Here is a 23,970-nt window from a genome sequence, read left to right on the forward strand (position 1 = left end):
AAAAGTTTGGATACTTTGATTTTAAAAAATAAAAATGGAACGTTCGGAGAAATACTGACTGACTTTGATTTCGGTTCATTTAAATATGAATATGAAAAGAACAACGAACGCTCTATTAGTTTTACAATTTATAAAACATCGATGAATGCTGATATATTCAATACAATTTTGAATGAAATGATACTAGTGTGGAAGAATCAAGAATATGTTATTAAGTCTACATCAATTAAATACGATGGTGTGATTGTTACAAATGAAATAATGGCTAAACATATATTTATGGAGTTTCAAAATCATTATATTCAAAAAGATTTAGAAAATGAAGAGTTGAATAGTGAAGAAACGACTGAAGATGATAAACCTACTATGACACTTGAACAATATTTGGATTTTGGTTTCAAAGATAACAAGCTGAATTTTTCTTATGAAATAAAAGGAACTTTTAATGATCGTGTAGCTATTGATGAATTAGGTAACAAAAACGGTATGGAATATATAACAGAAGGTGCAGAGTTATTTAATTATATTTACTTTGCAGATAATCGTAAGATATATATTTACGACGAAAAAAGCTTTTATCAAATGTCAGATATGCCGCTTATCTATAAATATAATTCTAATGAAGTTCAAGCAACTACAACTACTACAGATGTTCGAACTTATGGCCAAGCTTATGGAAAGAAAAAAACAAAAACAGAAACAAAAAACTACAACCCTATTAAACCTCCCGATTTAACTTATGAAGGAACATTTTTTAAAGAAGGAACTTGGCGTACTCAAGTTGTGGGTGCATCATATACAAAAACTTTTGAATGTAAACATGGAAATGAATACTTAACATGGTCACTTAAAAAACTCTCTCGAGGCGGTTTATTAGATGTATATATTGATGGTGAAAAGATTGATAGATATAGTTGCTACAGTCATACGGCAAGTTCAGAATCTATTGTGATTGCTCGTAATTTAACGAAAGGGAATCACACATTCAAAGCTGTGTTTATTGGACCAGACCCTAATGTTAAAGAATATAAAACAGCACCAGTGATGTATGTGGGTACAGAGAAATCAACCACATTAAATTTAACTGCAGTTTTAAAGGGAAGCGACTTATATCACACTTATGCAGAGTATAAATCGCCAAACTATGATGCTTTTGGTCATTCAGAAGCTCCTACACTATTTGACGACAATATATCAGATGAAGCAGAACTTGAAGCAAAATTAAAAGCTGAACTAAATGACCAGCCTACAGTCGAACTAACTACAAATTACTTAGGGAGTGTGGAAGATAAACACTATTTAAGAAGTGGTGATATTAAAGAAAATAATATGATTCACTTTATTCATAAACCGTTAGGTTATGATTTAGACCTAAAAGTGGTGAAAATTTCAGAACCACATCCATTAGTAAATGAACCAGTAGAGGTTGATTTTAGTAATTCAGCAACAGATATTATTAAAATACAGCAAAATATAAGTAGAAAAATTAAAAAAATTAATAGTTTGGCAACAGGCGGTTCACTCAGTGGAGCGTCTTTTACTATGCCAAAATTAGCAACAGATTCAATAGGGAGTGTGTTAGTAGATGGATAATCCAACAGAAATTAAATACCCGTTAGATGAAAATGGTGAACCTTATTTTGCTGGTACCCATTCAGAGGCTATAAGTGAACCAGAAAAATTATTAAAGGGTTTAATTAATTATGAAGAATGGATAAAATTTGCTCCAATTAATGGCACTGCTAATACTGCTTTTAAAGCAGAAGGTGAAAATGGTTTTGATTGTTCATATAGAGTAATCGAAATTTTAGATATCAAAATTAAAACGATACAAATAAATTTATCCAAAATAACAAGTGGTATGATGATTCACAATTTTCCTGAAGGTTTTACAAAAGAATCACAATCATGGCCAATAAGAACGCCTTCTACTCGTTTGCCTGCCATTATTTCTATAAGACCTAACGGTAAGTTAACTGTAGTTTTAAACACTACAGATAAAAATGATTGGATAGAAACTGATTATATATATGGTTCGTACACATGGATAGAGAAAGGGAGTTAATAAATGAATATTAATTTAATTAAAGATTTAAATATTGCAATCGGACAAGACCTAAGAGGTCAATTGATCAGTAATTTCTATGCAATACAAAAGTATTATAATCATCATCAAGATGAATTCAAACAACATCAAACAACACAAAAAAATGCACATCAAGCAAATCAAATTAGCTTTGGCCAATGGAATTTAGATGATGAAGTAACTTATAGAGGTGCACAAACATCTAACTTAGTATTAGGAGCTATTGGCGATGAAACGCAAGAATTAAGGGATAGTAGAGTTTCTGTAATTGGAGAGAAAAAAGCTTTTCCTACATTATCCGAAAGATTAAAAAATGATTTATTGGCAATGGATAACATTGTAAAAGATACGCAAGAAAAAGTGAAGATATTACAAACAGATAAAGCGCCGAGCAATGCAACTTATAAAAAAGAAATTTGGAAGCAGTTGCCACTTAGATTCCCAGACTATGAAGATATTGTTGTACTCACAGGTAATACGTATATTTTCCCACAATCTTTCGCATTAGATGAACAACGCAGAGAAATATTTGTGAACTATTCAGGTGGTCCTGTCGTTGTGGATAATAGACGCTGGATTGCAGTATGGGATATGGACACATTGGAATATAAAACAGTATTTTCAGCAGGTAATGCAGGTGGTGAAGGTACAGTTGTTAAATATGAGAATGGGAAACGTTATATGTATGTTAAAACACGTAACCACGTACTAGGGCGATTTGATTTAGATAAAACCCCAGAAAGAATGGCACAGTTAACACCTTTAACTGAACATGATGTGAATGTTGAATGGCAGTTTAACTATAATAGTGGTATTTGGTATGTAACAACGCCTACAGCATCTACTGGTGCGAAAGTAACTAAGACTGTTTTTGAAATGTATAACGATAATTTCGAACGTGTGGGTACAGTTTCTTTTGATATTACAGATGGCGGTTTCTTTAACACAGATTACGCTAAAAAACTACCTAAACGACAAGGTTTTGCTGTTGGTAACGGTAAAGTTTATTTTAATATGGGCGGTAACGTGAAAAAAGGAGACCCTAGCTATCTTGGTTATCAAGGCAATAAAAAGTTCAGTAATAATGGGACGCTGCTTGATGAATCATTAATATCAGGACAAGGTTTTATTGATTTGTTAGAAGATAACGGTATTGGTTGCGACATTATAGAATCTGAAGGCGTACAAATTGGTGAAGATGGTTCTGTGTATACATTAACAGTACATCAAAGCAGACATATGGCATCATCAGATAAGGAAGGGATTATTATTTTTAAAGATGAATCAACAAGTCCAGATGCCATTGATTTCAGTCGTGCATCAGCTACAACACCATCCATGAATACGGCAAATTATGCAAACAGAAGTTTTCCACGCTCTACAGATGGTAATATGTTCGACCCATTAACAGGAACGAAGTTAGACACGATGCAAAAAATATTAGATTTCATGAGTAATACTGATTTCCCAAGATTTGAATTCTATACTTCGGCTGTTGAAGTTAAAGATCTAGACGGTGTATCTTTCGAACCTACAAGGAAAATTGTAATAGAGAATGCTAACAACAGAACTTTTGTTATGACTTTACAAGGCAATACAACAGCTTATACGCATCAAAAATTCTATTATTGGCATTCAACAGAAAACGTTTGGAAAAACTATGGTATGAAATATGGACATCCTAGAGAAGATTTACCTTTAGCAAATGGCGTAAATTCATTTTACACTATGAACCCTTATATGAAGATATTACCAGATGGTACTAAAATTATTGATGGTCAAGTCGAAGGTGTTAGTAAAACATTACCAGCTAGAATAGCTACTTTGCCGGAAGCATACAGACCCAAAGTTAATAAACAATTTATTTGTGCATTATCGTCATCAAGTTACGGTGGTTACGGTATCGTAAAAATCAATGCTACTACAGGAGATATAGAATTAACATATACAACACAACCTGTAAGTTATATCAGTTTAAGTGGTATTTCTTACGACATATAGGAGGAATTAAACAATATGGCAATGGATAAAATAGCACAAACAAAATTAGATGTCACAGCCTATTATCGTGACTTGAAACAGTTAAACGTTGAATTCTACAATCAAGATATCAACACATCAACATTAAAGTTTCAAATAACAAGAAATAATAAACCCATGTTATTAAGTGATATAAATGTTAATTCTCAAATTATTTTAGTTACATCTGACGGTAGTAAGAAAGTAGATAATTTAACATTCGAGGATGAAATGAATGGCGTTTTATCTTACACATTACCTAATGATGTGTTAGTACATGTAGGAGATGTGACAGGAGAAATATTTATTAATAGAAAAGGTTCTGACGACACAATTGTGGTTAGGACCTTTAAATTTTCTATCAAAGATGCATTAGTTAACACAATATCTGCTGACACAAAGCTTAGTTACATTAGAAAATTTGATGATTTAGAAGCGTTAATTAAAGAGAGAGCTATAGAGATTCAAAAATCTATCGAAGGGCTCGAAGATTATGTAACAAAAGTGACTAATGCAAGGGATGATGCTTTACAAGCTATCGGTGTATCTAAAGATGAAGTTGAGCTAATCATTGAAAACGGAAAAAGTGAAATCCAAGGTTTGTTAACTAACGAGACATTTTTAAGGGTCACAGATTTTGAACAATATAAAACTAATATCGATAGTCAAATGACAGATTTTAAAGATTCTTTGGAAGAAAAAACAAAAGGGAAAGTTAATGAAGAAGATTTTGTAACGCAACTGAATGAATTAAAAAATGAATTGAAATTATACACTGATTCTAAAAAAGATGCTACAACTATTCCTTTAACTTTAATCAATGGAACCACAATGATAAGTGGAGGATTAGGAAACAAAGAAAATATTACAATGACTTACTATTCTATAGGTAATAACTTATACCAATGCCAATTAAATGGATGGGTGCAATCCCCACAAACAGGTGATTTTACAAATATACCCGAAGGATTTTCGATATTAACGGATTGGAATAATGGTTTTGATGTTCCTCAAAGAAGTAGTTTAATGAATACTGCAAGAATATATATTAGACCAGATAACACTGTAGGTCTTATAAGAATTGATAATGTGTCACTTCCTTATTCGTTAGATTCAATTAACTTTATAGCAAAAGGGGTGTAAAAATGTTAAAGAAAGTATTTAAATATAATGGCATGCCAACTTTAATTGATGATTCTTTAAGTTATGATTTCGAATATACGGAAACCGCACCACCAGAAGGGATATACAGTCCCTTCTTTTTTGATGGTACAGAATGGATTGGTACATCTAAAGAAGACTTTGAAAGTATTAATCCACCTACTGAATATGAACCAACAAATACTGAAATGCAATTAGCTACAACTCAAATGCAATTAACAAAAACAGCATCACAATTACAAAAAACACAAAACCAATTAGCTGATGCTATGTTAGAAATTGCTAAATTGAAAGGGGAAAATTGACATGTATCCATCTTATGAAAGTATTAAATGGTTTTACGATATCAATTGTTATACGAATGCGGATATACAAACTTATTATGAATTAGGATGTATCACAAAAGTACAATATAAAGAAATAACTGGTGAAGATTACCCAGAACCTCAAGCATAAGCTTGGGGTTTTTATTTTAATAAAAAGTAGGTGGCAAATTGAGCGCTGATGGAACAGGAGACGTAGAAAGACGCATTGGAATTCTTGAAGAAAAGGATCGTTACAATGATAAACGTTTTAAACGTATAGAAGAAACAGCAAAACAAGATAAAAATGAAGTAGATAATACAATTAAAAAGCTATATGACTCTTTGAGAGAAATAGAAAAAGGTCAACATACACAGGAATTAACTAATCAGAAAATGGACTTTACACTAGATTCTATAAATAGAGAAAGAGAAATTGAAAAACAAAATAAGGAAGAAAATAGAAGAGAATTCAAACAACTTAAATGGTTAATCACAGGAACGGTGGCCACTTTATTAGGTTCTTTAATCTTAGCGTTCGTTCGTAGTTGGTTAGGCATTTAAAGGAGGTGAGGACATATGTTGGACTTATTTAGCGAGTTAGTATTAGGCGGCAGTTTTTGGCAATGTTTTTGGTTTGGAGATTGTAAATAATTAAATTTTAAGGTCGGCGCATAGCGTCGGCTTTTTATTATGGAGGTTAAATTAAATGAAAATGACAATAGGTGCAGCAGGAAGATTTATCGTGTTAATATTAGCTTTAATTAATCAGTGGCTAGCAACAAAAAACATAAGTCCTATACCAGTAGACGAGGATAGCATCAGTTCAATATTACTTACGATTGTAGCTTTATATGGTTGGTATAAAAACAATCCAACTTCAAAAGAAGGACATGAAGCACATATTGAAATGAAGCAAAAGAAGCTAAATAAAAATACAAATTCAACTAATACAATAGATGCTACACAAGATAACAAAGATGGCGCCGTATTTCATGAAGATAAAGATAATGGAGGGATACAACAATGACAATAATTAAAAATAAAAATCAATCTGTTAAGTATCTCAAATCATTAGAAGGGCAATATTTGGATTACGATGGTTGGTATGGCGCACAATGTTTTGATTTAGCTAATTATTATTGGGCTTATATCAGTAATTGTAGTTTGAAAGGCGATAGTGCAAAAGATATACCGTTTGAAAATAATTTTGATGGATTAGCAACTGTGTATGAAAATACTATCGATTTTAAAGCACAAGAAGGTGACATTGTAGTATTTAACGAAAATTATGGAGCAGGACATGGACACGTTGCCGTTGTTTTAAACGGAAACTATGATGGAAACTACATGCAATTTGTATCTCTAGATAATAACTGGCAAGGTGGAGGGTGGACAAGTGGACCAGAACAAGGAGGTAAAGGTTGGGAAACGGCAACTAGAGTAGTACATAATTATGATTTCCCTATGTGGTTTATTCGTCCGTTATACAAAGGAGCGAAACCTAACAAACCATCTAAGCAGAAACCGAAGAAATTAATATATAACCGCGATAAAATAGCGAGAGCTAGCATACTTGGCAAACGTGGATATAAACCTAAAGGTATTGTCTTACACAATGATGCAGGTAGTGGAACTGCTATGAATTACCACGATCAATTAGTTAATGCTAGCGAGCAAAGATTAGAAGCGGGCATTGCACATTCTTATATAAGTGGCAATAGAGTATGGCAAGCATTACCAGAAAGTTATATTGCTTGGCACACTGCAAACGCATATGGTAACAGAAACTATTATGGTATAGAAATTTGCCAATCAATGAGTGCGAGCGACAAAGATTTCTTGGCTAATGAGCAAGTAGCGTTTCAAGAAGCAGCTCGATTATTGAAGAAATGGAAACTACCCGTTAATAGTGAAACAGTTGTTTTACACAATCAGTTATCTAGTACGCAATGCCCCCACAGAAGTATGGAATTACATGCTGGTTATTCATCTAGTCAAATGGCACCAGATAGTGTTAAGAAGAAAACAAAAGACTATTTCATTAGCCAAATTAAAGCTTATTATGATGGAGAAATACCAAAAGGCTCAACTGATAAAGGAAGTTCTAAACCAAGCTCAAACGGTTCTACAAATGCCACAAATACAGATTGGAAACAAAACCAATATGGCACGTGGTATAAAGCAGAAAGCGCAACTTTTACTAATGGCAATCAACCAATTATTACAAGAATAGATGCACCATTCACTACTGCTACATTTGGATATAATTTCCAACCAGGTGGCTATGTTAATTATGATGAAGTGTGCTTGCAAGATGGATATGTATGGATAGGCTACAATTGGAACGGGTATCGTTATTATTTGCCAATCAGAACTTACAATGGTGCAAATCCACCTAATCATAAAGTTGGAGATTTATGGGGAAGTATTAGTTAACACATGTTATAATTTAATTGTATTCATACTACAAGGGTAGGCACCGTCATGTGCTTGCCCTATTTTTTTGTGTTTTAAAAATGAAGTAAGTGTTGCAAAACTTGAATTATAATATATAATGTTTATATAAACGTTCGGAGAAGTTGCAATGCAGGATTATCAGAAAAACTTCAAGTATTACTCCTTGTTAGGAGATATTTTTTATTTACATATACGAACATGTGTTCTATTATGTATTCAAGAGGTGATGGTATGAAAATTATAAATCCTAACGCACCAGATGAATATAAATACGAAACTGACTATCGTAAAATACCTAGTGAATACTTGAATCCACGCATACCGAAAGGCAGAGGAAAGGTCAAGTGGGCGCCTTTTGCCACAATCCCCGAACAGCATGAGAGACTAAAACAATATACTGAAGACCAGAACAAGATAGATAAGCCACAGTTAAGCGATCATCAATTGAGCGAACTAAATGACACATTAGTTTTTAAAATGTTTTATGACCCGCAAATTGAATTGAGTTATTTTGAAGGCGGTTATATTAAAAAGATTAATGGTTACATACACAAAGTAGATACTCACGAACAATGTTTACATTTATATGAAGAAACTGGGTTAATTAAGGTTAGTTTGAAAGATATCGTGGAGATAAAGTGATTAGCTAATTAGTGTGAGCGAAGTGTATTATGTTTAAAAAAACAAATATTTAATTAATGTATTGAAACGAAACGGGGAGCTAAAGTGAGACAAAGCATAGAAAAATTACTTAATAGTGATTTATCTTCATTACATATTGCGAAACAAACTGATGTAGATACTTCTATTATTTCAAGACTTAGAAATGGCGAAAGAAAAATCGAGAAGTTAAGTTTAGGTACTGCTGAAAGATTATACGAGTATTCATTAATATTTGAAAATAAAAACATCGAGAAAATTGATGGATTAAGGTTGGAATTATTAGAGATAAACGATGGTTTAAACGAATATAGTTTTCCAAAGGACGAAGAAGAAAGTATAATATCTCGAAAAAAAGAAATCGAGTTTGAGTTAAAAGATTTATTAGAAGAAAAATAAGATTTGTTTGTAGCCCATTTGCGTGGGCTTTTTTATATAAAAAATTAAAGAAATCTCTTGCTAAAAGGACAATTGTCCTGTATAATAAGTAGTGTAGTAAGGAGGTGGCAAACAGTGAACCGTTTAGAACGGCAAGAAAAAGAAGCAAAGATTGCAGAAACCAAAAGCAGAACCTTCCGAAATTACTGCTTAGGCATAGCAACCATTGCTTCAATACTAAAATATTGGTTGGGGATTTAATCCCCTTCCACCTTATTATATATCGAGGTGATAAAAATGACAAATCTAACAAAAATAAGAATTAGAACATTTTTAAATTATGCATTAGGTATCCTTGTAATAGGGATTGCAGCATATTTCTTATTAAAATAAACGATCAAACGGTTCACTAAATATTATGATTATAGAAATAGTTAAAAAATTAATGGATTCTGATATAAGCGCAACAGAAATAGAAAAAGCTACTGGTGTAGATGCATCTTCTATTAGACGTATACGTAGAGGTGAAAGGAAGCTTGAAAATTTGAGCTTTGAAAAAGGTGTAGCGTTATATGAGTATGCGAAAAAATGTTTGAAATAATAATTATCAAATTTAAAAACGAGGATATACATCATGAGAAAATTTTACAAAATATTGATTATAGTATTGATTATAATTATAGCTATTATGTATTGGCTTTTAATCAAATTTCAGTTTTTACAAGGGTATGAAAGAATAGAGTTTATTTTAACTATTTTAGGAATGATTGCAACATTCTTGGGTGCATATATAGGTGCGAAAATCGCAGGTAATAATTCTAGGAAGATCTTTAAACAAGAAATTAAAATGAATGATTTACAACAACATATGGATGCGAACATATCTGTGTTAGAAGAAATAACAGAGGTTGGGAGTGCAATAGAGAAAATAGAAGGAAACTTAAAAACTTCTTATCCTTTTCACCCCGAAACTCTTGGAAAAATAGTTAGTAGTTATGCCGAAATATATAAGCGACTTAACAAATTGAAAAAGAATAGTTTGAAAGAATCTTCTATAATTGTTTATCATGATGTCTTTCAATTAAAATCAAAAGTTGATAACCAACGAAAGGTATTTGAACTTCCAATAAACAAAGCGGAGACGAGACAACTCATAGAAAAAACTTTGAATCTAAAAGTTGTCGATAAACATTGGGTTAGTTGGACTAAAGATAATTTTAACCACGGTGAATTAGAATATGAACATTTGAGACAACCTCACGAATTAAAAGGGGAAAATTATAATATTCCTATTTCAGACATGATAACTAAAAACAAAGACTTTTTCGATGATAAATTAAAAGATTTGAGAAATGGTTTGAATGAAATAAAGAGTGCTTATAACAATATGAACTATAAAAGTATCGAGGATTTGAAAAAGAACTATATAGAATTATTTGAAGGTTAAAATAAACCCACCTATTTGTTTAGGTGGGTTTGTTTTACGCCAACGTTACGCCTACAAAATAGCTCGAACACTGTTCTAGCGAGGTTTTTAAAATCCCTCACTCTCCGCTAATTACATATTTTGAGCTTTCTTTAAACACCGTAATCCTTGATATAATAGGGTTTCGTTGTTTTTTCTTTATACAGACTTTTATAAAAATTTGTCATTTACATATCAAAGTAACTTTATCGTTGATATAGAATTTATGCACGATATACTGATTAGGGCTTCTAGTTCTTTAACATTAATCAAAGTATAAAAGCGTAGCATAAAAAGGATATAGCATATGAATTATTTATCGAAGAAGATTTTATAATATATTGTGTATTTCTATAGACAATCAACTCAAAATATAAAAAGTTAAATTATGAAAATAATAGGAGCATGGTATTAGTATAAATGTACTTGCTATTTTTATACTGATAAGATAGACGCCGTCATATATTTATCTTGTTTTTACAACTTAATAAAGTTACATAAGCTATCTCTGCTAGTCAATGATTGGGTAATTTTATGATTATATTTCAAAAAAGTGACAGTATTGTAAGTATACGACGTATGGTTCCTTTGCTAGAATACTTAATGTAATACAAGAAAGGGAGCGGAAAATGAAAAAATTTATAATTATAATTATAGCTATAGCTGTAATTGTAACGAGTCTTTATTTGGTTTCAAATAATAGAAATCAATCTGGAGAGGCAGTAGCAATATTCCATCAACTTAATCCATTTGTCAAAAAAGAAAATAGTTATATAAAAACGAAAAATCCAGATGAAATACTTGATCATAATAGAGCGAGTTATACACAGAAAGTTTATAATGCGAAAGGAGAAGGTAGGACTTTAACTTTTTCCGCAATTGAAAAATTAAAAGTGGATAGGTACATGAAAATAATCCATAAAGGCGCGCATGTTGAGACTTATAAAGAAGTTAAAAAGAATGAGGTACCAAAAAAAGCTTTAAAAGAGATCGAATGATCGTTATTAAAAACTAAACATATAGTGGTTTGTTATGAATGTTTAACTAAGTAACGCATTTGAAAGCCATTCATAGTAGTTATTGAAGGTTATTTTATGCTATTTATAGTGTTTTGATATTGTAGTATTAATTTCATTTCACACTAGAAAAGTGATGCTAATAAAAGAAACTCTTTTGGTTGTTTACAAATTATCACTTATAGTTTAATATAATTGAGCACACCTTAGGGTGTTGCCATTAGAGTGGGTCTAATGCATGCCTTAGGGTGTGCGTTCAGACAACTCCCAGATATAACCACCCTTCGGGGTGGTTATTTTTGTATAATAGTAATCTGGTTAAACTACATATTATCTCTTATGAGAAAAAAATTACAAAGATAATTACTTATGAATATTCTTCGCTTTAATAGAAAATTAATTTTTAAAAAGAAATATATTGTTTGTCAATTTTCTTAACACATATTTTATTTTTTAATAAAATGTATTATAATTATATTTAGTTAGCCTAACACACTTACTTTCTTCTATAGTTAGATAAATAAATCTACAACTTATTCAAACAAGTTGTAGATTTATTTAATTATCAATTGAATTAATAAGAATATTCTGATAATGTTGCATTACCTTTTCTATTTTGTAAGACTATGATGGATGTCACTTTAGTGGCATCTATTTTTTTATTTACTTATACTAAATGATATTTTGTTCTGATTACAGATTGAAATCAGTAGTATGTGAATAATTTTTATATATTTAATTGTTAAAATGGGTTAACTTTGTTAGCTGATTTAAAATATCGTCTTATCAAGAAATATTTTATGCTATGATTTACCATGGAGTATTTAAAATAATGAGGTGCTACGATGAAAAACATACTAATTATTACTGGTGGTTGTATAGAAAAATGGGATGACGTTAGGGGCCATACAAATTTGGCTACCGGCAGCATTGGAACATATCTTTCTAATGAACTGTCAAACTATGATTTTAATATATATTATCTGTCTGGTTATACAAGTAAACAACCAGATCCTCTAGATAATATTAAAGATAGACAGACATTTTTAGGGATAGTAGATTTAAGAGACAAAGCTAAAGCGATTATCTTGCAACACGATATTGACGTAGTGATTATGTCAGCTGCTGGTTCGGATTGGATATTTGATTACATAGAAGATAAGGAGACGGGTGAAATATTAGATAATAACAATAAGATAAGTAGTGATATTGTTCCTGTTGTTCATTTGAAAAAAGCGCCTAAAGTCCTTAAATTATTTAAAGAATGGAAGAATGATCTATTTGTAGTTGGTTTTAAATTAGAAACTGAGGATATTATAGAGAGGGCACTTAAGAGAATGAAATCGTCAGATGTGGATGTAATGATTGCTAATCACGCAAACTCCTTGAAAAATCATGGAGTGCATCATCATATCATAACGAGAGAAAATGATGTTATTGAAGCACATAATAAAAAAGAAACAGCACAGCAGCTCTCGAAATTGTTAAATGAAAAATTTAATTCATAGTAAAGAAGTAGAACCGTGATTTAATATATAAAGTGAAATGTATATTTAGCTGCTGTAATATTTAAATGATTTACGATAAAAATGTTAACTAATCTTACATATATTTTTATTTTCAGAAAATATAGTGTATTATGAATTATGAGTTAGCAGGGCACTAGCTCACTCATTTCTACATAATATAGATACATAAAAGAGCTACAACTTATTCATTAGGTTGTAGCTCTTTTGAATTATCATGCGATATGTTGAAAATAATGATTAAATAGTTAGTCTATATAATTTGATATTTCTATAAGATTCCTATCCGGATTTCTTAAGTTGATAAGGTATATCCTTCAGCACGTGTTCTAGTTACAGAGCGTAATTCAATATGTATCTTATGTGTATTGAAATGTGAAATAACTTGATTAATCAGCGTGTCAGATATTAAATAAAGATTAGCTGATCCAGGCGTTAGATGACGTGAGGTAGGGCTTAAAATATGATCTTTATGGTGTAAACTATCAAATGACTTTTATTTCTAAAATGTCTTATAAAAATGAATAGTGTTTTCAATGCTCGATACTGTTAAAACGAAATGATCAATTCTATTTATTAACATAATACCCCCTTCACTTTTAAAAATAATATGTTTATCTCATTTGATATAGCGGCAGATTTCTATATAATTTAATAACTTAACAGTAACATAGAGTATCAAAATTATAGTAGAACAATGTTTAGATAAAAAGTGAAAATACTATATTTCTAGTCTATGCATAGTAATAAATATAATTACCGTTTAACTTATGATACTTCTATAAAAAAAGAGCTTAGGCACTGTCAAATAATATTAAAAACGTTATAATAAAATGTGAGATGGAGGAATGTTTGCGTGGAATTTTGGTTAAAAAAACAAGCAGAGTTAAACGGAGCGCGTGTGTTTATAGATGATGGGGAAAACAATGTTACTTTTGCATCAGCATACACACAGGCATCAAGGCTTGCTCGTGTACTCTCGCAACTTGGGAAACATAGAATAGGTTTATATATCGATAATTCGATTGAGTCTGTCATTTTGATTAATGCTGCATGGTTAGCAGGTATAGAAATTGCAATGCTAAATACAAGGTTAACTAAATCTGAAATGTTAGCACAAATGAACTCTGTAGACGTAGATACAATCATTGCTATGAACGAATTAGACTTAGAGGATCTAAATGTGATGGCGTATTCGGATCTACTAGTACAGGTAAATGATGAGGTGTTTACTGCACAATTTTCAATAAACAGTATCGCTTCTATTATGTTTACATCTGGTACTACTGGACCTCAAAAAGCAGTGCCACAAACATTTATGAATCATTATGCGAGTGCATTAGGTTGTAAAGAGACCCTTGGCTTTAATCAAAGTACTAAATGGTTATCTGTATTGCCAATTTATCATATATCAGGTTTAAGCGTTATACTTAGAGCGTTAATTGAAGGTTTTACAGTACGCATTGAGTCGAGGTTTAATGCGGATACGATGTTAGCTATTATAAAACAGGAATTACCAACACATGTATCGCTTGTACCACAAACTTTAAAATGGCTCATGGATACAGGTATGAACCAACCTTTCCACATTGAAAAAATTTTACTAGGTGGCGCAAAGTTATCGAGTTCGCTCATTGAACAAGCACTTAAATATCATTTACCTATTTATAATTCATTTGGTATGACAGAGACATGTTCGCAATTTTTAACTGCTTCACCGGATATGTTAGCGCAGCGTTATGACACGGTTGGGAAGCCTAGTGAAAATGTAAAAGTTAAAATTGCTAAACCAAATGAATTGGGGCATGGAGAATTACTGATTAAAGGTGATAATGTTATGAAGGGTTATTTATATCCTGAGAATAAACGTGACACCTTTGAGGATGGCTATTTTAAAACAGGTGATATCGCAGAAATTGATGCAGAAGGCTATGTCATGGTATATGATCGTAGAAAAGATTTGATTATTAGCGGTGGGGAAAATATATATCCATATCAAATAGAAACTGTTGCTAAGCAATATCATAGTATAGAAGATGCAATGTGTGTTGGTATAAAAGATGAGCAATGGGGCGAGGTTCCATGCCTATATTATATTTCAAATGAAATAATACCTAAAACAGAATTACTAAAGCATTTTAAAGATAACATTGCTAAGTATAAAATACCGAAGCGATTTGAACGTGTATCTACACTGCCTTATACTTCAACAGGTAAACTTCAAAGAAGTCGTATGAAATGATAGGAGTGAATGCTTTATGAAATTGAGTGCTATACACTTGTATGCATATAATGAGCCTTTTCAATCTCCTATTATTACGCCAAAGGTCTGCATGGAGAGTAGGAAATCATTATTTGTTGAAGTAATTACAGATGAAGCACTACATTATTTTGGAGAATGTAATGCTTTTGAAACAAATTGGTATGCTGAAGAAACCATTACAGATGTGCAACAACAAACGATAAAATGGTTTCAACAATATAAAGATGTAACATTCGAGAGTTTTACAGAAGCACAACATTCACTCAATCAATTGAATGATTACCCAGCAACGAGAAGCATGATTATGATGGCGGTGTATCAAGCATTTCATAAATTGACCACATTTAACGTTGATTATGGGGCTACAATTAGCGGGTTGTCTGAATATAATTTAACGCAATTAATAAACACCCGCCCACAACGAGTTAAACTTAAATGGACATCTGATATTTTAAAGCACATAGAAATAATTAAGCATCTACCTTTTGAAGTGGACTTGGTGGTCGATGCTAATGAATCTATCGATGAAAAGGGAATAAATCAGTTTAAAGCATTAGTTCAATACGATATTCTCTATATTGAGGAGCCTTTTAAACATTTAGAACAACTACAGCGATTTCAGCCTACAGTTTTGCCGCCGGTAGCAATAGATGAAAAAGCAGTCACTCAATCAGCAATTATTGATGCTATTAGTAAATATAAAATAGATGTAGTGATATTGAAACCATTCAGATTGGGTGGTATTGATAAAGTGTTTGAAATGATAAATATCTTAAAAAACTACAAAGTTAAAGTGGTCATTGGCGGGATGTATGAATATGGTTTAAGTCGATATTTTACTGCGATGTTAGCCCAATACGCAGATTATCCAAGTGATATTACGCCAGAAGGATTCTATTTCAAAAGAGATATTGTTGAAAATGCAGGTATATTAAAAGGAGGCTCAATTTATTTTGAACCTCCTACAGTAAATACTGTGCGTATGGAGCGAATTTATTAGTCTTTGTCAGATTTCTTTTTCTTCAAGGGTACAGGATCGAAGCCGCCTTTATGAAGCGGGTGACACTTTGAAATTCTCTTAACACCTAACCATGTTCCTTTAAAGGCACCATAAACTTCTATAGATTCTCTTGTATATTCAGAACAAGTGGGATAAAATCGGCAAGAAGCAGGTGTCATTGGTGAAATAAAGCGCTGATAAAAACGAACTAGCCCTAAAAACAATGTTTTCATAGTTTTTGCCTCCAACAAATAAAATAGCATAATTAGTTTAACATAATTAGAGGAAGAGTGATGAACGTGAAGTTTATAGATAAAGAAAATGACAATGTATATTTAACGTATAAAGACGATAATGATATAGCTAATGGTGAACACGTTCTAATCCTTCCTGAATATAAGGGGCAATTATTGTTTACACAACACAACATACGAGGCGTTGAATTTCCAGGTGGGAAAGTAGAAAAGGGAGAAACAAGTCTTGTGGCTGCAAAAAGGGAGCTATTTGAAGAGACAGGCGCTACAATGCAAAATTGTTATTACATCGCCCAATATTGTGTCGACAGGACGAATGGTACAAGTTTTACTAAAGATGTCTATATGGCTGTAGTAAATGAAATTCATACAAAAAGTGATTATTTTGAAACAAACGGGCCCTTATTATTCGATTCAGTTGATGATATTCCGAATGAACAAAAAAGTTATTTGTTAAAGGATGCAGCAATTTTACAATGCTTAGAGAGAGTGATGGAACTTGGATTTTATCAATAAAAAACGTATGCCTGTAGATGTACCTACTCACATTTTTGAAGAAGTAACGTATCAAATAGATGGTTTACATGTACGAGGATTGTTAATGACGCCAAAGCAACAAGTCAAACGCATTGTGATTTATTTGCGTGGTGGAAAGGGTCAAGTAGGAAAAGTAAGAACAGGTCGTCTGTTACAATTTTCGAATGAGCAAACACTCGTTTTTGGACCTTACTATAGAGGCAACAATGGCAGTGAAGGTAAAGATGAATTTTATGGGAAAGATTTAAACGATGTCACTTCAGCAATTCGTATCTTAAATCATAAATATCCGAATGTACATATACATATGATTGGTTTCTCTAGAGGTGGATTACAAGGTTTATTAACTTTCCAAGATTTACCGGTTTCAAGTTATACTATTTGGGGCGGTGTACCTGATATCTATTTAATGTATGAAGAACGTGTAGATTTGAGAGGGATGCTTAAGCGTATGGTGGGCCATCCAAAAAAACAAAGCGAGGCTTACCAACAACGAGATGCTATATCTAAAATCACAAAATCTAGTCCGCCCATACTTATCGTTCATGGCGGAAAAGATCATCAAGTGGGTATCCACCAAGCATATTATTTAGCAGAGCAATTAGATAAAATTGGCGCGACTTATCGCACATTCTATCAAATGGAGGAAGGACATGTACCTAAGCCATTTGCATTAGATAAGGCGCTTAATACTGTAAAACAATGGATGACGGATGTTGAACAACAAAGTATTAAAAACGATTATAATTTAAATAATAAAATATAAAAAACATGTACTACCCAAAATGAGTAGTACATGTTTTTTATGATTAGACTTATTTGAAGCCGCCTTTGATAGCCAGATCTTCTACGTCTTCTCCAAATTTTTCGAAATTATAATTGAAACGGTCAATTAAGTCTTGTGCCTGTGCTCTATATGCTTCTGGTTTATTCCAAGCATTAATTGGATTGAGTAATGTTTGCGGTACATCTTCTACAGAGACTGGGATATTTAGTCCGAACATATCATCTTTAATATATTCTGCCTCTTTTAATTCACCTGTAATTGCTTGATTGACCATCTGTCTTGTGTAACTTAAGCTAATACGACGGCCGACACCATATTTACCACCGGTCCATCCAGTGTTAACTAAGTATACGTCTACGTCATGTTTATCTATAAGGTCACCTAACAAATCTGCATAAACCTTAGCATTAAGCGGTAGGAAAGGTGAACCAAAACAAGTTGAAAATGAAGGTTCAGGTTCAGTGACACCGCGTTCTGTACCCGCTAGTTTGGCAGTGAAACCACTTAAGAAATGATACATCGCTTGATCTTTAGTTAATTTAGAAATCGGAGGTAATACACCAAAAGCATCGGCGGTTAAGAAAATAATTGTGTTAGGATGTGCCGCTTTAGAGGGTGTAACAATATTATCAATATGGTTAATAGGATAAGCAGCTCTTGTGTTTTCAGTATAGTAGTTATCGTCGAAATCAACATCGCCTTCTTCGTCGACCACTACATTTTCTAAAATTGTCCCATACTTAATGGCATCATATATTTGTGGTTCTTTTTTATATGAAAGATTAATGGCTTTAGCATAGCATCCACCTTCGATATTAAAGATACCGTTATCATTCCATCCATGTTCATCATCGCCAATAAGTTTACGATTAGCATCAGCAGAAAGTGTTGTCTTTCCAGTTCCAGATAAACCAAAGAATAATGCGACATCACCTTTGTCACCAACGTTAGCTGAACAATGCATGCTCATGATGTCGTCTTTAGGAAGTAAGTAGTTCATTACTGAGAAGATGCCTTTTTTCATTTCGCCAGCATATTCCGTACCGCCGATTAAAATAACTTTATGTTTAAACGAAGTTATAATGAACGTTTCAGAATGCGTACCGTCAATGGTTGGATCAGCTTTAAAGTGCGGTGCTGAAACGATTGTGAAATTCGCTTTAATATCTAATGCTTCTTCGTATGAATTAGGTCGAATAAACATATTCTGCGCGAATAGGTTATGCCAAGCTAACTCATTAATGACAGTGAGTTTTAATTGCGAATCTACATCGCTACCTGCGTATCCATTGAATACATATAATTCATCTTTTTTATCAAGATAAGCTAAAACTTTATCGTATAATTTTAAAAATGTTTCTTCTTCAATTGGTTGATTAATGTCTCCCCAATCAATTGCATCTCTATAAGACGGTTCAGTAACGATGAATTTATCTTTAGGGGAGCGTCCTGTATATTTCCCAGTTTTGGCATTTATGGCACCTAACTCAGTGAGTTCGCCTTCATTATTATTCAAAATTTTGTTATATAACTGAGTCGTCGACAATTGAAATAATGATGAACTTTTCCCTAAAATGCTGTCAATTTTATTTGTATAAGTGTATGTATCTACCGCCATACTGAATCCCTCCATAGTTAATTTTAAATGTAAGCCTTTACAATTAAAAAGTATAACACATATGCATTATTAGTCCACACCATTTTAGAAGGAATTTTAATAAATGTTAAATTGACAATATATCAGAGATTCTGTACTATAGGGATTAACGGATTCTCTTATCCTGAGTGGCGGAGGGACATGGACCCAATGAAGCCCAGCAACCTCTTCTTAATACGAAGAAAGGTGCCAAACCGTTTGCAGACAAATAGCGTCTGAACGATAAGAGCGAATGGACGTATAAGGGCCTTCTCTCTATTTAATATAGTGATGAAGGCCTTTTTTATTTAGCTCAACAGAGAGAGAATTTTCGTAATTTAAAACTAAAGGAGCAAATTATGACTTACAATAAAAGATTATTCACTTCAGAATCTGTAACAGAGGGGCATCCAGATAAAATTGCTGACCAAGTATCAGATGCAATATTAGATGAAATACTTAAGGATGATCCTAATGCGCGTGTAGCTTGTGAAACAACAGTAACTACAGGTATGGCATTAATTTCAGGGGAAATATCAACTTCAACTTATGTAGATATTCCCAAAGTCGTAAGAGAAACGATTAAAGAAATTGGTTATACACGTGCAAAATATGGCTATGATAGTCAAACAATGGCAGTATTAACAGCAATTGATGAACAATCTGCAGATATTGCACAAGGCGTTGATACAGCTTTAGAATATCGCAATGATGTTTCAGAAGAAGAAATTGAAGCAACAGGTGCCGGAGATCAGGGCTTGATGTTTGGTTACGCTACAAATGAAACGGATACTTATATGCCGTTACCAATCTTCTTATCACATCAGTTAGCTAAACGATTATCTGATGTTCGCAAAGATGAAACATTAAATTATTTACGTCCAGATGGTAAAGTGCAAGTAACTGTAGAATATGATGAACATGATGAACCGCGTCGTATTGATACCATAGTAGTGTCTACTCAACACGCTGAAGATATTGAGTTAGAACAAATTCAAGCTGATATTAAAGCACATGTTATTTATCCAACTGTATCACAAGACTTATTAGATGAAGCAACGAAATTCTATATAAATCCTACAGGTAGATTTGTGATTGGCGGCCCTCAAGGTGACGCAGGACTTACTGGTCGTAAGATTATTGTGGATACGTATGGTGGTTATGCGCGTCATGGCGGCGGTTGTTTCAGTGGTAAGGATCCAACAAAAGTGGACCGTTCTGCTGCGTATGCTGCCCGCTATGTAGCTAAAAATATTGTTGCTGCTGACTTGGCTAAAAAATGTGAAGTTCAACTTGCTTATGCAATTGGAGTGGCTGAGCCTGTATCGATCTCTATTGACACATTTGGTACTGGGAAAGTTAGCGAAGATAGTTTAGTAGAGGCTGTCAGAAGCCATTTTGATCTCAGACCAGCAGGTATTATAAAAATGTTAGACTTGAAACATCCAATCTATAAACAAACGGCTGCTTACGGTCATTTTGGTCGTACAGATGTATTATTACCATGGGAAAAATTAGATAAAGTAAATTTACTGAAAGATTCTGTTAATGCATAATAAAAGTAATAGAATACTTTTTTATCGTATGAAGAGCGATTATCGATTATAATAAAGTTACTGAACATATAAAGGAGCGCTATTGTTATGAATTCATTTGGACCGTTAGAAATTGGTTTGATCGTGGCAATCATCGTGGCTATTATTTGTTTAATATTATTTTTTGTTGCTTTAAAAAGTAAAAAGAAAGCGCAGAAAAAAGTAGAAGACCAATATAAAGCGAGAGAGAAAAAATTAAGCGATGAACATGAAGAAGAATTAGAAAAAGAAAGAATTGAAAATAAAAAAACGGTAACTAAACAAAAAGAAGAATATACCGCAACTGTAAGCTCTAAAAATAGAGAAATTGATGCGCTAAAATTATTTTCTAAAAACCATAGTGAATATGTAACAGATATGAGATTGATTGGCATTCGTGAACGTCTTGTAAATGAAAAGAGAATTCGTCCTGAAGATATGCATATCATGGCAAATATTTTCTTACCTAAAAATGAGTTTAGTGATGTACAACGAATCAGTCATTTAGTACTTACGCGTACAGGACTATATATAATCGATTCTCAATTACTAAAAGGGCATGTTTATAATGGCATTAGTGCTGGACAATTTAAAGAACAGCCTATGATGGAACAAGTATTTGACACACTTGACCTTGATAAACAATCACCACAAACGCTTGTATTAGATCAAAACGAAGATAAAAATTCATTATCATTTGTTAATTATTCTGATCACTTAAATGAAATAGAAAAACTTGCTGGTGATATTCAAACAGAATTGAATTTAAAATTTGCGCCTACCACTATTTTGTACTTTAATCCGAAGAATGAAGGTGCAGTCACAATTTCTAATTATGCACAAAGCTCAAGCTCAAAAGTACTAGTTGGGCCTGAACAGCTTGATGAATTCTTTAATAAGTTTGTATTCCACGGTCGTATTCAATATACAGTGGAAGATTTACAACGTATTATGGATGAAATAGAATCATTTAATTAGAATAGAAAAACCCTTATGACAAAAGTCATAAGGGTTTTTTAGAAAGTAAATTTTTTTGAGTGTTATTTATAGTAAAAAGAGGGATTTTAAATAAATAAGCATTTTAATTTATATGATAGGGTATTTTAATTAATATAGTATTTAATTGATGAAAAAGGGGATTTTTTAATGGAGAATATAACGTTTTATAATGGCAATGAAATGCCGATTGTAGGATTAGGAACATTTCGTGTAGAAAATAGTGAGCAGTGTAAAGCGGCAGTAAAGCATGCAATTGAAAGTGGCTATAGACATATTGATACTGCAATGATTTATGATAATGAAGAGAAAGTCGGGGAAGGCATCGCTGAGGCTTTGGCAACGACAGGATTAGATAGAAGTGATTTATTTATTACATCTAAATTATGGTTAGCTGATTATGGAAGAACTAATGTTGCTACTGCTTATGAAACAAGTTTGAAAAAATTAGGCTTAGATTATTTAGATTTATACTTAATGCATTGGCCGGGCACAGATGAGGCTTTAATGATTGATACATGGCAAGGTATGGAAGATTTATATAAAGAAGATAAAGTGAAGAACATTGGAGTGAGTAACTTTAATGTAGAACACTTTGAAGCTTTGTTAGCACAAGTTTCAATCAAACCTGTAATTAATCAAGTTGAATTCCATCCATACTTGTTACAAGAATCATTGAGAAGGTATTTAGAAGTTCAAAATATTCATGCTGAATCTTGGTCGCCACTTATGAACGCTCAAATATTAGATGATGAAACTGTAAAAGCTGTGGCTAGTGAAACAGGTAAATCACCTGCACAAGTAATCATTCGTTGGAATATTGAACATGGTGTTGTAGTTATACCTAAATCAGTAACACCTTCAAGAATCGAAGAAAATTTAGATGTCTTTAATTTCTCGTTAACGACTGAACAGGTAGAACAATTAGATCGCTTAAATGAAGACCGAAGAATTGGACCAGACCCAATCGGTTACAATGGTCATTAAGCTTTAAGTTTGTAAAGTATGTTATTTCGAAAGATAACTACACAAGTGCCTTATTTTATGTTAAGTACATGAATACGTCATAGAAAATATAATGGTCAAGCAAATTTCTAAAAATCGGCTTGACCATTTTTCGTATTTAAAATAGTGTATATCCTACAAAACATGCCAAAAATGAAGCGCCGTATTGTATTACGGAATAAATAATAAAGCTTATGATTTTTTTATCATCAATCAATAACTTAACTAATTCAGAAGATAAAGTTGAAAAAGTGGTTAATCCACCAAGTATCCCGATAACTACAAAGGATTGAATCCAGTCTACATTTAGCATCATGCCCATTATTAATCCTATGAGAAAGCTACCCGAAATATTAACAATAGGCGTTGCAATAGGCAGATCGCTATTAAAACGTTGAGTACATAGATTAGTAATAAAGCCCCTTATTACTGCACCAATACCGCCACCTAACATGATTAATAAAAGCTGTGTCATGATAAACGTGCCCCCATTTTCACACCGATATAACAAACAATGATTCCTAAAACATAACTACTTAATGCATAAATAAATAATGTAAGATAAGCTTGTTGTTCTAACAAATGAATAAGTTCAAATTGAAAGGTTGAAAATGTTGTGAGAGCGCCAAGGCAACCTGTAGTGATACCTTTTTTAAGCAATGGGTTATTTTTGAAATACTTTATTGTTAAAGTGCCCAAAAATCCCATTAAAAATGCACCTAAAATATTAGCGATAAAAGTACCAAAAGGGAAATGAATATAGTGGTTAGAGAATGATAACCCGTATCGTATTGAGGCACCTATCATTCCTCCGATAAAGATGTATAAATATTGCATTGTTTAGA

Annotated in this window: 26 protein-coding genes, 1 pseudogene and 1 riboswitch; of the genes and pseudogenes, 23 read left to right on the forward strand and 4 right to left on the reverse strand. The window is 32.4% G+C overall.

The window, feature by feature from the left end:
- The first annotated feature begins 6 nt into the window (after positions 1 to 6).
- From PYW31_RS05300 to menC, 18 genes and pseudogenes are all read left to right on the forward strand, one after another.
- Positions 7 to 1,593 carry a phage tail protein gene (locus PYW31_RS05300; RefSeq protein WP_082104710.1) on the forward strand — a complete coding sequence of 529 codons (1,587 nt, stop codon included), beginning with the start codon at positions 7 to 9 and terminating at the stop codon, positions 1,591 to 1,593.
- Positions 1,586 to 2,065 (forward strand): hypothetical protein, encoded by a 480-nt coding sequence (locus PYW31_RS05305; RefSeq protein WP_046836785.1) that lies wholly within the window; start codon positions 1,586 to 1,588, stop codon positions 2,063 to 2,065. The genes PYW31_RS05300 and PYW31_RS05305 overlap by 8 nt, the downstream gene beginning before the upstream one ends.
- A 3-nt stretch (positions 2,066 to 2,068) precedes the next feature.
- A complete protein-coding gene (locus PYW31_RS05310; RefSeq protein WP_046836784.1) occupies positions 2,069 to 4,087 on the forward strand; it encodes a hypothetical protein in 2,019 nt (672 codons plus the stop codon).
- Positions 4,088 to 4,102: 15 nt separating this feature from the next.
- The gene (locus PYW31_RS05315) at positions 4,103 to 5,248 is read left to right on the forward strand and encodes a phage baseplate upper protein (RefSeq protein WP_053042470.1); all 1,146 of its coding nucleotides are present in this window, start codon (positions 4,103 to 4,105) and stop codon (positions 5,246 to 5,248) included.
- Positions 5,249 to 5,250: 2 nt separating this feature from the next.
- On the forward strand, positions 5,251 to 5,571 hold the full coding sequence (locus tag PYW31_RS05320) for a hypothetical protein (RefSeq protein ID WP_046836783.1): 321 nt from the start codon (positions 5,251 to 5,253) through the stop codon (positions 5,569 to 5,571).
- A 1-nt stretch (position 5,572) separates the two neighbouring features.
- Positions 5,573 to 5,722 carry an XkdX family protein gene (locus tag PYW31_RS05325; protein ID WP_082104709.1) on the forward strand — a complete coding sequence of 50 codons (150 nt, stop codon included), beginning with the start codon at positions 5,573 to 5,575 and terminating at the stop codon, positions 5,720 to 5,722.
- A 38-nt stretch (positions 5,723 to 5,760) separates the two neighbouring features.
- Positions 5,761 to 6,132 carry a DUF2951 family protein gene (locus tag PYW31_RS05330; protein WP_338092699.1) on the forward strand — a complete coding sequence of 124 codons (372 nt, stop codon included), beginning with the start codon at positions 5,761 to 5,763 and terminating at the stop codon, positions 6,130 to 6,132.
- Between the two features lie 151 nt (positions 6,133 to 6,283).
- Positions 6,284 to 6,598, forward strand: coding sequence for a phage holin (locus PYW31_RS05335; protein ID WP_082104712.1), 315 nt, complete (start codon positions 6,284 to 6,286; stop codon positions 6,596 to 6,598).
- Entirely contained in the window at positions 6,595 to 8,007 is a 1,413-nt protein-coding gene (locus tag PYW31_RS05340) for an SH3 domain-containing protein (RefSeq protein WP_046836782.1), read from the forward strand. The genes PYW31_RS05335 and PYW31_RS05340 overlap by 4 nt, the downstream gene beginning before the upstream one ends.
- 252 nt (positions 8,008 to 8,259) lie before the next feature.
- A complete protein-coding gene (locus tag PYW31_RS05345) occupies positions 8,260 to 8,670 on the forward strand; it encodes a YolD-like family protein (RefSeq protein ID WP_046836781.1) in 411 nt (136 codons plus the stop codon).
- Positions 8,671 to 8,754: 84 nt separating this feature from the next.
- Positions 8,755 to 8,937, forward strand: a pseudogene (locus PYW31_RS13715) (DNA-binding protein); the annotation flags it as partial.
- A 264-nt stretch (positions 8,938 to 9,201) separates the two neighbouring features.
- Positions 9,202 to 9,327, forward strand: a complete 126-nt coding sequence (locus PYW31_RS05355) for a hypothetical protein (protein ID WP_256092584.1) — start codon at positions 9,202 to 9,204, stop codon at positions 9,325 to 9,327.
- 157 nt (positions 9,328 to 9,484) lie between these two features.
- Positions 9,485 to 9,667: a helix-turn-helix domain-containing protein gene (locus PYW31_RS05360; protein WP_046836780.1), complete on the forward strand. Its 183-nt coding sequence runs from the start codon at positions 9,485 to 9,487 to the stop codon at positions 9,665 to 9,667.
- 33 nt (positions 9,668 to 9,700) lie between these two features.
- Positions 9,701 to 10,513, forward strand: coding sequence for a hypothetical protein (locus PYW31_RS05365; RefSeq protein WP_046836779.1), 813 nt, complete (start codon positions 9,701 to 9,703; stop codon positions 10,511 to 10,513).
- 647 nt (positions 10,514 to 11,160) lie between these two features.
- Positions 11,161 to 11,529 (forward strand): YxeA family protein, encoded by a 369-nt coding sequence (locus PYW31_RS05370; protein ID WP_046836778.1) that lies wholly within the window; start codon positions 11,161 to 11,163, stop codon positions 11,527 to 11,529.
- An 863-nt stretch (positions 11,530 to 12,392) separates the two neighbouring features.
- The gene (locus tag PYW31_RS05375) at positions 12,393 to 13,055 is read left to right on the forward strand and encodes a phosphopantothenoylcysteine decarboxylase domain-containing protein (RefSeq protein ID WP_046836777.1); all 663 of its coding nucleotides are present in this window, start codon (positions 12,393 to 12,395) and stop codon (positions 13,053 to 13,055) included.
- Positions 13,056 to 13,929: 874 nt separating this feature from the next.
- Positions 13,930 to 15,315 (forward strand): o-succinylbenzoate--CoA ligase, encoded by a 1,386-nt coding sequence (gene menE, locus PYW31_RS05380; RefSeq protein WP_046836776.1) that lies wholly within the window; start codon positions 13,930 to 13,932, stop codon positions 15,313 to 15,315.
- A gap of 16 nt (positions 15,316 to 15,331) precedes the next feature.
- Positions 15,332 to 16,336, forward strand: coding sequence for an o-succinylbenzoate synthase (gene menC / locus PYW31_RS05385; RefSeq protein ID WP_046836775.1), 1,005 nt, complete (start codon positions 15,332 to 15,334; stop codon positions 16,334 to 16,336).
- Here menC and yidD read toward each other — a convergent pair.
- Positions 16,333 to 16,569, reverse strand: a complete 237-nt coding sequence (gene yidD / locus PYW31_RS05390; RefSeq protein WP_046836774.1) for a membrane protein insertion efficiency factor YidD — start codon at positions 16,567 to 16,569, stop codon at positions 16,333 to 16,335. The genes menC and yidD overlap by 4 nt on opposite strands.
- 60 nt (positions 16,570 to 16,629) lie before the next feature.
- Between yidD and ytkD the strand changes: the two genes are divergently transcribed.
- A complete protein-coding gene (gene ytkD, locus PYW31_RS05395) occupies positions 16,630 to 17,106 on the forward strand; it encodes an RNA deprotection pyrophosphohydrolase (RefSeq protein ID WP_046836773.1) in 477 nt (158 codons plus the stop codon).
- Complete coding sequence (locus PYW31_RS05400) at positions 17,090 to 17,893, forward strand: alpha/beta hydrolase family protein (protein ID WP_182477372.1); 804 nt, start codon at positions 17,090 to 17,092, stop codon at positions 17,891 to 17,893. Before ytkD ends, PYW31_RS05400 begins: the two co-directional genes overlap by 17 nt.
- A gap of 49 nt (positions 17,894 to 17,942) precedes the next feature.
- Here the strand turns inward: PYW31_RS05400 and pckA are convergent, their stop codons facing one another.
- Positions 17,943 to 19,532 carry a phosphoenolpyruvate carboxykinase (ATP) gene (pckA, locus tag PYW31_RS05405; protein WP_046836772.1) on the reverse strand — a complete coding sequence of 530 codons (1,590 nt, stop codon included), beginning with the start codon at positions 19,530 to 19,532 and terminating at the stop codon, positions 17,943 to 17,945.
- A gap of 155 nt (positions 19,533 to 19,687) precedes the next feature.
- Positions 19,688 to 19,800, forward strand: a riboswitch (SAM riboswitch).
- Between the two features lie 109 nt (positions 19,801 to 19,909).
- Between pckA and metK the strand changes: the two genes are divergently transcribed.
- The 3 genes from metK to PYW31_RS05420 all read left to right on the forward strand — a co-directional run bounded on the left by metK (position 19,910) and on the right by PYW31_RS05420 (position 23,107).
- Positions 19,910 to 21,106, forward strand: a complete 1,197-nt coding sequence (gene metK, locus PYW31_RS05410; protein ID WP_046836771.1) for a methionine adenosyltransferase — start codon at positions 19,910 to 19,912, stop codon at positions 21,104 to 21,106.
- A gap of 87 nt (positions 21,107 to 21,193) precedes the next feature.
- Complete coding sequence (locus PYW31_RS05415; RefSeq protein ID WP_046836770.1) at positions 21,194 to 22,102, forward strand: nuclease-related domain-containing protein; 909 nt, start codon at positions 21,194 to 21,196, stop codon at positions 22,100 to 22,102.
- Between the two features lie 168 nt (positions 22,103 to 22,270).
- Entirely contained in the window at positions 22,271 to 23,107 is an 837-nt protein-coding gene (locus PYW31_RS05420) for an aldo/keto reductase (protein WP_046836769.1), read from the forward strand.
- 136 nt (positions 23,108 to 23,243) lie between these two features.
- On the opposite strand, the gene PYW31_RS05425 is transcribed toward PYW31_RS05420, so the two are convergent.
- Together PYW31_RS05425 and crcB are read right to left on the reverse strand one after the other, a co-directional pair.
- On the reverse strand, positions 23,244 to 23,600 hold the full coding sequence (locus PYW31_RS05425) for a fluoride efflux transporter FluC (protein WP_046836768.1): 357 nt from the start codon (positions 23,598 to 23,600) through the stop codon (positions 23,244 to 23,246).
- Positions 23,597 to 23,962: a fluoride efflux transporter CrcB gene (gene crcB / locus PYW31_RS05430; protein ID WP_046836767.1), complete on the reverse strand. Its 366-nt coding sequence runs from the start codon at positions 23,960 to 23,962 to the stop codon at positions 23,597 to 23,599. The genes PYW31_RS05425 and crcB overlap by 4 nt, the downstream gene beginning before the upstream one ends.
- Positions 23,963 to 23,970: the final 8 nt, after the last annotated feature.

Source organism: Staphylococcus succinus (genome assembly GCF_029024945.1).
GTDB lineage: Bacteria > Bacillota > Bacilli > Staphylococcales > Staphylococcaceae > Staphylococcus > Staphylococcus succinus.